This window comes from Niastella sp. sgz303648, from assembly GCF_059587045.1.
This window is the reverse complement of record NZ_JCAPSW010000007.1, coordinates 66,571-79,515: the sequence shown is the minus strand read 5'-3', so window position 1 is coordinate 79,515 and position 12,945 is coordinate 66,571. Positions and strand designations below refer to the sequence as shown.

Here is a 12,945-nt window from a genome sequence, read left to right as displayed (position 1 = left end):
TGCCCGCACCTATAAAAAACTTTATTTTCTTGGATGGCGGGATATACCAGCACTCAATTTTCTGAGTATGGCGGATGGGGAGGTGTACTACTTTCTCATTTGCATATAAACCGGTGTCCACTTTTTAACGTACCGGGTTTAATGCCATTATATTTACTATATAACCGGCCATATAGCAAAGCGTACATAATTCATTAAAACAACATGTAACGGGTGGCTGCCTCTGACATATATATAAAGCAAAAGTGGCATTGCTGCCACTCCTGCCTTTTATCTATCACAATGTTATTCATCTTTCCGCATTCCGCAATCCGCAACCTTCGTATATTTTCCTTGTCCAATTCGAAGAAGTAGCCCTTTTGCCACCCATGCTGTTAGCCAACCCTCAACAGCACGCCTTTTAGGCGCTCCTTCACCGGTAGTTAGTATGGCGATGGCTTCATTAGTCTCAAATTCATCCGGAAGCTTCTTGACAAACTCCTCTCTATGATTTTGAATCCTTTTTCCACCCCCAGGGAACTGGGAGATCAACTCAATACTGTTCTCCAATGAACGGGCGGATAAATCCATTGCCAATTCAAAATCTTCCCGCCTACATTCTATAATATCCGCCTCGTTTTTTTCCTCATACTTTCGGAGAGCGGTTAATATCATGCCAATTTTAAATACCATTAAGCCATGCCTTCTGATTAACCCGATATTGCTTGGGTCACCAAATGCAGCTGCTTCTGAATGATGCCCTTCAAATACCTCATGGTGAATTTTCCACTGTTCGGTGCTCAACTTCATCTCGAATGGAGTCTTTGAAATATACTCATAAAATTCAAAGTATTCATCGGCCTGCTTTTCGAAGAAATCGCTCAGGTTGTTGCACCCATGACAAGGACTAACATCTCTCCATTTGCTATTGCCTGTTAGCAAGTGAACCAAAAAGCGACTATACAGGCCATCTTCAACGTTATTAATCAGCTTTTTTATCTGGTCCATTGTTCCCGACAAGGCCATTGCCAGTTTCGGGCAACTTACCTCAAAATACTCATTGTCCCTCCGTCTGCTTATGCTCACAGCCTCATTCTGAAAAACCTTACGTAGAATATCCGAAAAATTCCCCCACTCATTGCTGTTAGCAATGGTCAAGGTATCTATCTCAGATTCTATCAGGATAGATGGGCGATCTTCTTTCTGATTATCTGCAAGATGCTTGATTAACTTACTGCCCGAACAGTTTGCTGGTATTAACACCACCTGAAACGGCGGCAACGGTGGTGGTTCATTGCCGGTTTTTCTCAACTGCTTTACCGTTCTTTCATACTCCTGTTTAGCCTTTTTAGATGCATCAAAGATTGTTTCATGTATCTTTTTAACCAGCAGCTTTGAATATAGCATAACTGATTTTCCAGATGCCGGAGGGGCAATCACAAATAAAAACAGGTTGGGATAGACCCTTTTTTGGTCGTATACGCCGCTTACTTTCGTTAGTAAGCCACTGGTAACGGTAATAGTGCTTAATGCAAATAGAACCTGTTCCTCTTCTGTTTTGAATTGCTCCGTTCCTTTACGTAATAATTCCGGCAGTGCGGAAATGCGGAAGTGCGGTTCATTGCCTTCCTGTTTTTGTGAAGTATCGGCTATTGCCATAACTTACTTTTTAAAATATTTTAAAAAATTGTTATTGCCACATCCAAGTGGCACTTTCCACTCACATCACATCCCTTTCACAATTTTTACCAATACTTAAATAGCTTAGTTTATCGCAATCAACCCAGAACACGTTCTGTACAGGTTGGAGCCGGATTTGTATTACCGGCAGTAGATAATTTTTAGTATAACAACCCTTTAAATCGGATTGTTGAAACAAAACTAAATAACTTTTCAAAATAAAATCAGGGTACGGATTAAAAGCAATCAGGAACGCCCCAACGCATTTAACTAAAAACGCCCGTTTACATGGCGTTTCATGAGATAAGAGCCAAAATATATTTTTTATTACAATATGTTTGGTAGCTTCTCATGCAACCTGGCCGGTGTAAGCTCCCAAATCGCTCATAATATTATCGACATTTGTAGCGGTGCCGGTTTATAGCTCCTGTTGATTTTCGTGTATTCGGCTGCCTTAAAAGCACCTGACCTTCATCTGCCCCCTGGGAGCCTGTGCAAAAACATTGCTTGAGCAAAGCCAAATCAGAGCTTTGATTTCCAGCTTACATCAACCCGTGATCTGCAAAGGAGTAATAGTCATGTTTCGCAATTATGATGTGATCGAGAACTATAATATCAAGCACCCTACCGGCCTGTGATATTTTTCTTGTTAAATCTTCGTCTGCCCTGCTTGGGCATAAATCGCCGGAGGGGTGGTTATGCGCCAATATGATTGAAGATGCATTAGTTTTAAGTGCAGCCGCAAATATTAATTTGGGGTCGGCTACTACGCCTGTTACACCCCCTAATGACAAATTATAAATTCCTAATACATGATGCGCCCGGTTTAACAGAAGCACCTTAAATTGTTCTTGCAATTCGAGTTTGTTTTTATCCCACGTCTTTAAAAGAAAATTATATGTATCGGTAACTCCTTCCATCTTCAGCCTGTCAGATGGTTTTACTTTTGTTTTATATACAAGCTCTATTTCTGTAGCGATTAATAGTTTCTGTTTCATATACAAATAGGGTATTTACTCTTGTTAATAAAATCAGTTTCTGTTCGTCATAAAAAAATGAACCCCACCGGTAGAGAACCAGCAGGGTTTTACACACAACAACAACAATACTACATCGTTGATATAAATTTTTAGTATTGCGCTTCACACCATTTTGTTGGCAGCCTAAATCACTCTTCCAATATTTCAGCATCAGTCAATCCGGTTGCTTTCCTGATAACCTGCAATGCTGCTGCTTTGGTGAGATTATCACTGTTCTTTTGAATGTATCGGGCAATACTAAATTCGGTACATCCTAATACATCCATTAATAAACGTCGGATAGCCGGTGTATTAATGGCCTTTAATGCCTTTTGGCTAAGTTTCATAATGGATAAGTTTTAGTTATAGTTTTTGAATTACAGCCTTTACCGTGTATATAGCTTCAATTGCTTCCCACTCTCTAACAATGGGCGGGTACTTTACCTGATCAGAATTGCCGGATAGTAGTTGAATGCTGTTTTCATTTTCACCAGCGTATACTTTTCGAACGATGCCTACACCATTCTTATCAACTATGTAATAATACCCTGACCAGTTTAAAAGCCTCGGGTTTGATAAACCGGAAACGGCAACAAGTGCTCCGTGTTTGAATGTCGGCAGCATACTATCTTCTGTTATCTCAATCACCTTGTCAACCCGGCCTAAAAGAAGGGATAAACCATCGGTGATTAATCTGCGTTCCTGATAAACCGGGGCATAACCTGCATCTTCAGGAGATGTACCATTCAATACCTCATCCAGGTAATTTACCAACCTGTTATATTGCTCCGGATTGCGGGGTATTGTTCCTGTTTTCCACTTATACATTGCATCAACAGGAAGTTTGGTTGCTATAGCTATATCTAAAATACGCATACCTGTTAGACGCATTACTTTTTTTATTTTTTCCTGAAGTGATTCCATGGCTGTTGTTTTAATGATTTTAAAAGCGAAAACATTTAAAGAATAGATCGATTATAAAGTGGGCAATTCATCGATAGCTAATTGCCATTTCCGTTAATAGAAGGAAGTTTTACAGCAGGTTTTGAAACGCTTATGTAGTTGCGTATAGTTGTTTCAATGGTGCTATGCCCCATTAGGTACGCCACATCGGTTATCGGCATTCCCTGTTGTACGGCGCGTGTGCCAAAGCTGTGCCGGGCGGCATACAAGTCTCTCTCGTCAAAACCCAGTTTTTTCAACACCGGCTTAATAATTCTCTTTTGTAGCATGCAGTCATCAATTGATAACCCGCGTGGAGAGGGGAATACAAAATCATTGGGCTGCTTATCTTTTATCTGTCTCTCCAGCAGGGAAAGCAGTTCATCGGTCAATGGCAGGTACCGTACATTCTCCATCTTGGTGCCTTTTTGGATTCGCGCAGCATGGTTTGTGCCTTTTACAGTACGGGCAAAAGCTTCAGATATTTCAACCTTTCTGTTTACAAGATCAACATGCCGTATTCGCAGCCCCACAGCTTCTGCATTACGAACGCCTGTACTAAATATAAAAGCTAAGAAAGGGTAATAATAGGAATGCTTAACACTTGATGAAGGCGGGCAGTAAACGTTTTCCTGAATAGCATGTAGAAATGCAGCGATCTCATTTGTTTCCAGTGGTTTTCTCTTGGGGTTCTTCTTCTTTCCTTTGCTGCGTTTTTTGCTTATGCTTTTTAACGGGTTTCCCTGAATCTCTCCGTAATCTAAAAGCCAGGAAAGGAACTTGTCAAGACAAGTAAGCCGCCGGTTATAGGTTGTAACAGCCCATTTTTCATTGTTGAGCATAACAGCCAATTGAGATACGGGTATGGCTGCCCATTTTTCTAATAACCGGCGTACGTATAGGTAGTCAATGGAATTGTCAACATCTACATTCCTGATGTTTTTGCCCCAGTCATTAAATTTTGGAACAAGTTGTCCAAGCAAGAGAAGCTGTTCAATTTTTTTCGTTACCGGTAGTTCAATATTATCTTTATCCGTTTGGGGCATTTGCTTACCGGGCGGTGGCTTATACTTTGCCAATGATGGGTCAAAGCTGCTTTTCATTATATCCAACTTGATCTCGGCAACCTTAACCGTTGCGTGATGTAAATTTTCAGGTAGGTAGGCGTATGGGAGGCTAAATGAATACCTTTCGCCCGCATGCCTCCATCGTATCCTGATTCTACCTCTGAAGTTCTCGATATTTATCTCGCCCCTGGGGGATTTTTTGATACCCATTTGATACCCAATTTGAAGGTGAACGGGTCATTTCTGGGTTACATGCCAGCCGGGCATGGTGTGAAGTGCATAAATGGAAAAAGCCCTGAAACTCTTATCTGTAAAGAATTTCAAGGCTTTTTAAAGCTTGTGGAGAATATCGGAGTCGAACCGACGACCTCTTGCATGCCATGCAAGCGCTCTAGCCAACTGAGCTAATTCCCCTTATTTCATTTATTGACCGGCGATCTTCCCGCACTGCTGCGGGACGCTCTAGCCAACTGAGCTAATTCCCCGTTTTCAATTTTAGGACTGCAAAGATAGCGGTCACCGGCTGATCAACAAAATAAAAATACGTGAAAAACACCCACTTTTCTATCATAAAATCTGCGTAACATAGTAAACCTGATTTTAATCTTTACCCCTCCTCGTACTCCCATTCCAATATCCACTGCCGAACAGGTACAAATTTTTACAATCTTAAAATCTGAACGTATGCGCGATGTAACAAAAACCCTCTGCTTTCGCTGGTTTCATGAAGTATGGAATCAAAACCAGGAGCAATCGATTCACGAATTGTTAACCCACGATTGTTTTGCTCATGGAATTACTTCAGAAGACGACCCAAAGGGCGTTGAAGGATTCAAAATTTTTTATAACAACTTCAAAGGACAATTTCATAATATTCATATCGACATACTGGATGTGATTTCGCAGGACGATATGGAATGCGCCCATACTGAGGTTACTGCAATACATGCCGAAACAGGCAAACAGGTGAAGTTTGCCGGCCTTTGCCTGGTGAGAATTGAAAATGGAAAAATTGCAGAAGCATGGAACCATTATGATTTTCTGAACATGTACCAGCAATTGGGGCAGGTGCTTACCCCTCTTGAAAAAGTATAAATATTCCGCATATATTTCCTGTTTGCATGTTCGCATTTGAAACCTGAAAGATTGCGTATATTGGATTTGTTAAACTACCACCAAAAACGCAATCACGTGAAAACAACCTCTTCTGCGTTTACTGTGCTTGCTGCTGCAAGTTGCTTCACTGCCTGCCTGGGCGATTTTGTAGTTACTTTTATTATAGGTTATTTTTATAAGGGGTACGACTTCATTAATCAATCTGAAAGTTATCTGGGCGTTTCTGCCAGTCCTGTTGCCATTTATATGAAAATCTGGAGTGTGGTTTTCAGTTTGTTGTTTGTTATTTATGCGTATGCGTTGAAAAGAAATATTTTCGCAAATGGCGTGTGGCAAACCTGGGTAGTTTGGCTGATCGCCATTTATGGATTGGGTGAAGGAATTGGTTCCGGCTTATTTCCCTACGACCATGATGGCCATGAACTAACCTTATCGGGTAAACTACATAGTGTATTCAGCGCCATCGGCGATGGGGCTTTGGTTGTAGTGCCGTTTATTTTATTGAAAATATTTCCCAAAAAAGTTTATCCAAAGCTGAACGGGTATATCAGGCTGGTAGCATTTAGCGGTCCGGTTATTATAATTATGTTTTTGCTGGCCAGGCAAAAAATATTGCCTGTAAAAGGACTTTGGCAGCGAATTTATCTGCTGGATTATTATTTGTTGCTGGTGAGTTTGTCGGTTTACATGGTGATCGTTCATTTTAAAGCCGAATCATCGCGGTCTCATTACATTATTTAACGCAGCAGGTAATTGTAATAAATCAAAATCGCTATCATATACCAGGTATTTGTTCTCCCATAGTGGGGTGTATTTTTCTTTAAATTCTCTCAATCCCACATAGTGCTGAAACCGTTTGATCCTGGCTGCGGCCAGCTTAATAATTTGTTCTGCCGTACTATCAGGCTGTGAAATACCCGACATAGGAACCAGCCCCAGGTTCATGTAGAGTTTTTTATGCGCTCTGGCATAATCAATAAACCTGATTATAAGCGCATCTATGGCTGCGCCGGGCGCATCAAGGGTTTTACGAATAAGGTCATACGTGCATTCATCCTCAGCATAATCGGGAATAATATTTAAAAAAGCTTTGATGTTTTGCGCTGCATCATTGAGCGTGATAATATCCTGGTGCTGCAATTCATTTTCATCAAACATACCCTGCGAAAAAATAAGTTCCTTTTTATGAAAAGTCGCCAGCCATTCGTCAGACACCTTTCTTAATTTATCAATGAAATCTTTATCATGCGGAGCGGCGTGGAAAATAGTGGTATATCCGTTTTTCTGCAGGTAGTTCAGTCCGTTTCGTAGTGATTTTTTTTCTTTTCCTTCGAGGGTAAAGTTGTTTATCTCCAGAATTGCCTCCTGACCTATCATGAGCTTTTTCTTCTTTAACTGGTTGAACCAGGGCATGCTGTTTTCATCTACCCGGTAAAAGGCAGGCTTCAAACCCATTTTCCGGCAATGACTGTCGAACTCCTGTAAAACGGCCACCTTATTTTCTTCGGCACACACCGGTTCTTCAAGCACTATAGCAAAACCGCCTGCAATGCGATATGCGATAAATGCTTCATGGATGTCAGAAAAAAAGAACAGTTTGTCTTTATAAACTTTAAAATAATCTACGGTTGAACTACCGAACTGGCTTAGTAAAAACTTTGCTCTTTCACGGTAATTTTCATTCAGTTCATGTTTGGTTAAATAAGGTTTTATCAATGTAAATAATAAAAAAGCCCAGGTAAAAAATCCTAACGCTCTTATCAGCCTGATAAATTCAATACCAAACCTCGTTACCGGATGCAGGGAGCTGTCTTCTGTTAATAAAAAGCTTTTGAAGGTATGCAAAAGTGATTGCTGCCAGGTGAAATCTACACCAAAATGCTTTTTATCGATGAAGTAAAAACTTATAAAACCCAATAAAGCAACGGCGCCGAAACTAACAATTGCTGTTTTTAAACCGGTTCGCATCCATTGATTACTGCTACGAATACGATATTGCGATACGGTTGTAATAAGAACAATAACCGTAATGGCCGAGAAAATAGCCTCTTCATAATCCAGCGCCTTTGTCAAATGGCCGATCAATGAAAATACCGACATTGCAAGCGCTATCAGCCAGGCATTGCGCAATCCCTTGAATAAAAATGCTGAAGTAACCAACAGGGCTAAACCGATAAATAGTATAAGAAGTTGGGAGGCATGAATGATCGTCAAAGGCAGGTACTCCCGCAATATTTTAGACCGGCTGTGTATCGAGGGTGTAACAACCGATATAATATTAACAATGCCGAGGCCAAAACTCAGTAACACGGGTACGGCCCTTAAAAATATTTTTCTTCCTTCCCAGCTAAAAGCTACAAAACCGCATAACAGGGGCAGCCAAAACTCAAAAACGCGATACAATATCGCTATTGATAAAGCATCTACTGAATTATATCCCGATTGTTGTAATACGTATACCATTGATAGTTCAACCGCGCCAAGTCCGCGCAGGAACGGCGATATTACCATCATGAGCACCGCAATAATGTAAACGATAGCAGCTACACCAAATGAAGCTGTTACACCCAGGGCCAGCATCGCAACGTAAATGTGAATAACTCCGGTTAATTCAACACCGAGGGAATATAATACGGCATGGCCGAATTTTTTGAAACTTACATTGGCTGCAAATAACTCGTTCAGTGTGGGTGTGAAAGAGGGGAATCTTTTATCTATCCAGTTATGTAGCGTTTTTCGGCTCCTGATCGACCGAACTGCCACAATTAGTATAGCGATTAGTAGCGCAAGCAGCAGCAATGCCAGCCAGGCGTTGCTGAAATGGCTGTTACTTACCACCGCATAGATGATAACAGGAAATCCGCCTATTAATACGGTTAATAATCCGGCAAAGCCGAATAAACCGCTTGCCTGGTGAACATGCGATTGGTTAAAGCCTTGTTTTCGTATATGCGCGGGGGACCAGGCTAAAGAACTGATGCTACCGGCCGGCAAAAAAACACTTATAAAATTCCGTTTTAAATATAAAACAATCGCATCGGTCCATTTTAAACGAAGTGAAATGGCTGCAAAACTTTGCCTGTAGATCCCTGACTGTAAAAAGATGTAAAGAAAGGTAACGGCAAAGCCGCATATCAGCCAGAAAATATTGGCCTGTTGAATTTGCGGAATGATTGCACGCAACTCTCTTCGTTCATTGCGGAAAAAAATAATGGCGAGCAGCAATATCAGCAAAGCAATTATTTCACGCCAGTGCGTTTTGGGAGAGAACGATTTCAAACCAAACCTTGATTTGGTTAAAATGCTTTTCATACAGTTAAATTAGCAATAAGTAAAGTTAAACCGTTGAACGGGTTATATGCTTCCGGTAACGAAATTTAACTTTTTTCATTCGGGGAGCGTGTAAACGGGTTGTTAATAGTGCCTGACTGATGGGTGGGGATCGCTGCTGCATGCTGCTACCGGCATATGTGCCTTCTTGTTTTAAATTTAAATTTTTACGAAATCTTCTACCACACTCATTTCTCCATCCATGATCCTGATTGTTTTACAACAGGTTTTATCTTCAATTTTTACCAGGTAAGCAATTGTATTGCGAACAGTCACTTCAACTACCAAAAAAATGCTGAAGTCATAATAATTCGATTTTACCAGGTCCCTTACATCAAACGGTAACAGGTCTTCGGTATAATAACGGATCATGCCCAGGCGGTTTCCACCCTTGTTATAGAATATTTTGGTTTGAATACCATCGCTGAAAAAATGAACCATTGAACCTCCGTTATTTAACCCAGACCATATTATTTTGGTCGCATTCTTATATGATTTGCTAAAATCTCTCTCAGCTTTTGTATTAATGCTGCTAAGAACCATCCTGGCTGCCTCTTTTTTTACGTTTAATTTTTCTGAATTGTTATTTGTGAAAAAAGTTGCAGGATTGAACTTCGTTGTGCTATTGGCGAGTTGGGTGTGTGCAGCGCTGGTTATCCACGTTAATGAAATTACTGCCAAACCGGCAATGGTTATTTTTTTCATGATTGTAAATTTTAGATTAACTTTTAGGTGTTGAATGCAGTATCAAAACTATATTAGTTCGGAGCCCATTGCCAGTGCCATTGAGCAGTTGACGATTATGCAGGGTAAGTGGTAACAAAAACGAAGCGGGGGGAGGGATAATTTGCCAATGTGTGAGATTGATCAGAAAAATTTCATCAGGGCTTCTTTTCGACTGCGGGATACGCTAACGGTACTGCCGTCACTCATAACAAGATAACCACCTTCGCCACGAATATATTTTGTTACTTCATTCAGGTTTACAATCCAGGAATGGTGCACCCTTATGAAGAAAGGAAATGGTTCCAGTTGCTCTTCCATTTCTTTTAAAGTGCGGCAGGCTGTAATCTTATTTTTATTTTTGATAAAAAAGTGAGTATAGTTGTCATCAGCTTCGCATCGCACTACCTGGTCGGCTTGAATTAACTCGAACCCTTCTGCTGTGGGAATGGCAATTTTTTGGAAGCTACTTTCTTTATGATTTGCCTGTTTCAGTAGCATTTCGAATTGTTCAGCTGAGGGAAGTTTTTTTTGCACCTGTACTTTTTGAACAGCAACAATTAATTCTTTCGGATCAATTGGTTTCAGCAGATAGTCCAACGCACTGAAGCGGATTGCTTTAATGGCATATTGATCATAACTTGTGGTGAAGATAATAGCGAACGGAATTTCGGTAAACTGTTCCAGCATTTCAAATCCATTCATGGCCGGCATTTCAATATCCAGAAATATGAGGTCGGGTTTAAGTTTTTCAATAGCTTCCAAACCTTTTTTAGCCGAACGGCATTGATCGATGATTTGCACCTGCGGACAATAATCCTTCAGCAAAAGGCTGAGTGTATCCAAACAATGTCCCTCATCGTCTATACAAATTGCTTTAATCATATAGCACAGGTATTTTCAATAGTACTTCCGTGCCGCCAGCACTTCCGTCGGCAAGTACCAGGTCTGTAATTTTTATATAATTATCCAATTGTTTTTTCTGCTGCAGCATGGCAATCCGGTCGGCCGTAATACGCATGCCCATTGACTTATACTGTGGGGCAACCTGACTTTTTAATTCTTCAGCTTTTATGCGGCCAATACCATTATCGGTGATTTTACAACATAACATATCATCCTGCCCGAACAATTCAATTTCAAGATGGCCTTTTTCTTCTTTATGCATTAATCCATGCCAGATGGCATTTTCAGTATAAGGCTGTATTATAAGCGGCGGTACTTTTAACGCAGCAACATCCAGTTCGGGGTTTGTTTTAATGTTGAATGTAAATTGCTGATCAAACCGTATAACTTCCAGTTCAAGGTATAATTGCAAGGCTTCCAGTTCGTTTTCAAGGGTAATTAATGCACTCTGTGAATTTTTCAGGATCAGCCTTATCAGTTTTGAAAATTTAATAAGATATGCAGATGCCTGTAATTTGTTGTTTTGCAGAATGAAACGATTAATGGAATTGAGCGAATTGAAAATAAAATGAGGGTTCATTTGTGCCCGTAATGCCTGCATTTCGAGTTCTGTGGCCTGTTGTTGAAATTCAGCTTTTGTTTTTTCACTTTCTAATTGTTGTAATTCGAGGTCATGTTCCAGCCGCAGTTTTTCATTTTTCCGTTTTAAAATAAGGTTTCTAAAAACAGCAACACCTATCAGGCACAAAGCAGCTATACCGGAAATAAGTATTTTTTTTTGCAGCCTGTTTTGATTTAGTTGCTGTTGTTGCAACTTTTTTTCTTTGTTTAATAAATTTATCCTTGCCAGATCTATTTCTTTTTCAGATTTTATTTTGTAAAAAGCCAGTTTTTGAGCAGATAGGTCATTATCAAGTGTATCTTTTAGGGCAATATACCTTTGCAGATAGTAAAATGCGCTGTCTTTCTTTTGTGATTGTACAAAAAGCTGATATAATAAATATTGCGCATCCCTGATGTATTGCCTGGCTCCCGTTTCATTAGCTATTTGTAAAAGTTCCCGGGCAATTTGCAGCGCCTTTTTGTGGTTTCCTGTTTCTTTATAAGCCCTGCCTAATCTTAATAATGCCCACATTTCAAGGTTACGGTTACTGGCTTTTTGAGCATTGCTTAAAGCCTTATTCAAATAAATCAGGGCTGTATCATAATTTTTCAGGGCAAGGGAAAGTTCGCCCAAATGTGAATACAGTTTATAATCGTAGGGATAATAACTTACAGCAATGTCATAATAGTGCCTGGCGGAATCGTATTTTTCCTGCAGAAAATAAACCTCACCTATAGCCTGTGTAAAATATGCCAGTTCATCAATATGTTGTGCTTGCCGGGCATAAACTGCTGCCTGCCGGTAATAATTCAGCGAGGTTGAGTAATCACCAATATTTTTATAGAGCGTAGCCCAAATATCCAGGTATCGAACGTCGTTATATTTTTTGGCGATATTAAGCCATTTTTCAGAGTATTCGAGCGACTGCTCATAATATCCTCTATGTTCCTCAACATCTGCTATATAAGCATACATATTTGCAAGGCTGAGTTCGTCGCCATTCATCATAAAGACTTCTCCTGCTTTTGTAAAAGCTTCTACAGCCGAAGAAAATTTACCCTGCGTTTCCAATGTACATCCCAGTAAAAACCAAGAGTTTCCAGGTTGTTCTTTGTTACTTGTTTTCTGCAACAATGCAATGGCTTTTTTGCAATACATTTCCATGGCGGGAAAATCATCTGCCAGTAACCAGGTTATCCAAGCCAGATTATTACAGGAGTTTATTATTCCATTAGTAAAGTGAATGGCTTCGGCCTCTTTTAGCGCCTGTGCGGCAAGCATTCCGGCACTATCTATTTTAACCCAAATATATCTACTGCTTAATGCGTTGAGGCAATCAACTCTTGCAGAATCTTTTAATGCAGGCAACACTTTTTTAAGACTGTCAATTCTTATTCTTTGTGCCAGGTTTTGGCGGCGAAGCAACGCATTCTGCTCCTGTATCGTTTCTTTTTGGGATATGCAAATAGAGGATAACAAAAAGCTGGCAAGCAAAAGCAATATGATTTTCGATCGGCTCATTGCTTATAAAGCTCCCATTTACAGGACGGCGTTTTGAAACAAATTGGGTATGCTGCAG

At 40.2% G+C, this 12,945-nt stretch carries 11 protein-coding genes and 1 tRNA gene; 2 read left to right on the top strand and 10 right to left on the bottom strand.

The genetic code is table 11. The annotated features are described in order from the left end of the window. Positions 1–285 precede the first annotated feature (285 nt). The 6 genes from AC59IL_RS20765 to AC59IL_RS20740 all read right to left on the bottom strand — a co-directional run bounded on the left by AC59IL_RS20765 (position 286) and on the right by AC59IL_RS20740 (position 5,101). The gene (locus AC59IL_RS20765) at positions 286–1,638 is read right to left on the bottom strand and encodes a DUF3987 domain-containing protein (protein ID WP_496554112.1); all 1,353 of its coding nucleotides are present in this window, start codon (positions 1,636–1,638) and stop codon (positions 286–288) included. A gap of 563 nt (positions 1,639–2,201) precedes the next feature. Continuing rightward, positions 2,202–2,657, bottom strand: coding sequence for a JAB domain-containing protein (locus AC59IL_RS20760; RefSeq protein ID WP_496554111.1), 456 nt, complete (start codon positions 2,655–2,657; stop codon positions 2,202–2,204). A 170-nt stretch (positions 2,658–2,827) separates the two neighbouring features. After that, positions 2,828–3,025, bottom strand: a complete 198-nt coding sequence (locus tag AC59IL_RS20755; protein ID WP_496554110.1) for a hypothetical protein — start codon at positions 3,023–3,025, stop codon at positions 2,828–2,830. A 16-nt stretch (positions 3,026–3,041) separates the two neighbouring features. Next, the gene (locus AC59IL_RS20750) at positions 3,042–3,602 is read right to left on the bottom strand and encodes a S24 family peptidase (RefSeq protein ID WP_496554109.1); all 561 of its coding nucleotides are present in this window, start codon (positions 3,600–3,602) and stop codon (positions 3,042–3,044) included. A gap of 77 nt (positions 3,603–3,679) precedes the next feature. Then, on the bottom strand, positions 3,680–4,897 hold the full coding sequence (locus AC59IL_RS20745; RefSeq protein ID WP_496554108.1) for a tyrosine-type recombinase/integrase: 1,218 nt from the start codon (positions 4,895–4,897) through the stop codon (positions 3,680–3,682). Between the two features lie 130 nt (positions 4,898–5,027). After that, positions 5,028–5,101, bottom strand: a tRNA-Ala gene (locus tag AC59IL_RS20740). Between the two features lie 270 nt (positions 5,102–5,371). Between AC59IL_RS20740 and AC59IL_RS20735 the strand changes: the two genes are divergently transcribed. Both AC59IL_RS20735 and AC59IL_RS20730 read left to right on the top strand, forming a co-directional pair. Next, positions 5,372–5,782 (top strand): ester cyclase, encoded by a 411-nt coding sequence (locus AC59IL_RS20735; protein WP_496554107.1) that lies wholly within the window; start codon positions 5,372–5,374, stop codon positions 5,780–5,782. Between the two features lie 96 nt (positions 5,783–5,878). Then, a complete protein-coding gene (locus AC59IL_RS20730) occupies positions 5,879–6,544 on the top strand; it encodes a DUF998 domain-containing protein (protein ID WP_496554106.1) in 666 nt (221 codons plus the stop codon). On the opposite strand, the gene AC59IL_RS20725 is transcribed toward AC59IL_RS20730, so the two are convergent. The 4 genes from AC59IL_RS20725 to AC59IL_RS20710 all read right to left on the bottom strand — a co-directional run bounded on the left by AC59IL_RS20725 (position 6,518) and on the right by AC59IL_RS20710 (position 12,887). Next, the gene (locus tag AC59IL_RS20725) at positions 6,518–9,115 is read right to left on the bottom strand and encodes a phosphatidylglycerol lysyltransferase domain-containing protein (RefSeq protein WP_496554105.1); all 2,598 of its coding nucleotides are present in this window, start codon (positions 9,113–9,115) and stop codon (positions 6,518–6,520) included. The two genes, AC59IL_RS20730 and AC59IL_RS20725, sit on opposite strands and share 27 nt — an antisense overlap. Positions 9,116–9,292: 177 nt before the next feature. Continuing rightward, on the bottom strand, positions 9,293–9,838 hold the full coding sequence (locus tag AC59IL_RS20720; RefSeq protein ID WP_496554104.1) for a hypothetical protein: 546 nt from the start codon (positions 9,836–9,838) through the stop codon (positions 9,293–9,295). 162 nt (positions 9,839–10,000) lie between these two features. Beyond that, positions 10,001–10,741, bottom strand: coding sequence for a LytR/AlgR family response regulator transcription factor (locus AC59IL_RS20715; RefSeq protein WP_496554103.1), 741 nt, complete (start codon positions 10,739–10,741; stop codon positions 10,001–10,003). After that, a complete protein-coding gene (locus tag AC59IL_RS20710; RefSeq protein ID WP_496554102.1) occupies positions 10,734–12,887 on the bottom strand; it encodes a tetratricopeptide repeat-containing sensor histidine kinase in 2,154 nt (717 codons plus the stop codon). Before AC59IL_RS20710 ends, AC59IL_RS20715 begins: the two co-directional genes overlap by 8 nt. Positions 12,888–12,945 lie beyond the last annotated feature (58 nt).

What these genes read in the sequence shown, in the direction of transcription:
- AC59IL_RS20765 (WP_496554112.1), bottom strand. Translation starts at nt 1,638, where the DNA reads ATGGCAATAGCCGATACTTCACAAAAACAGGAAGGCAATGAACCGCAC.
- AC59IL_RS20760 (WP_496554111.1), bottom strand. Translation starts at nt 2,657, where the DNA reads ATGAAACAGAAACTATTAATCGCTACAGAAATAGAGCTTGTATATAAA.
- AC59IL_RS20755 (WP_496554110.1), bottom strand. Translation starts at nt 3,025, where the DNA reads ATGAAACTTAGCCAAAAGGCATTAAAGGCCATTAATACACCGGCTATC.
- AC59IL_RS20750 (WP_496554109.1), bottom strand. Translation starts at nt 3,602, where the DNA reads ATGGAATCACTTCAGGAAAAAATAAAAAAAGTAATGCGTCTAACAGGT.
- AC59IL_RS20745 (WP_496554108.1), bottom strand. Translation starts at nt 4,897, where the DNA reads ATGGGTATCAAAAAATCCCCCAGGGGCGAGATAAATATCGAGAACTTC.
- AC59IL_RS20735 (WP_496554107.1), top strand. Translation starts at nt 5,372, where the DNA reads ATGCGCGATGTAACAAAAACCCTCTGCTTTCGCTGGTTTCATGAAGTA.
- AC59IL_RS20725 (WP_496554105.1), bottom strand. Translation starts at nt 9,115, where the DNA reads ATGAAAAGCATTTTAACCAAATCAAGGTTTGGTTTGAAATCGTTCTCT.
- AC59IL_RS20720 (WP_496554104.1), bottom strand. Translation starts at nt 9,838, where the DNA reads ATGAAAAAAATAACCATTGCCGGTTTGGCAGTAATTTCATTAACGTGG.
- AC59IL_RS20715 (WP_496554103.1), bottom strand. Translation starts at nt 10,741, where the DNA reads ATGATTAAAGCAATTTGTATAGACGATGAGGGACATTGTTTGGATACA.
- AC59IL_RS20710 (WP_496554102.1), bottom strand. Translation starts at nt 12,887, where the DNA reads ATGAGCCGATCGAAAATCATATTGCTTTTGCTTGCCAGCTTTTTGTTA.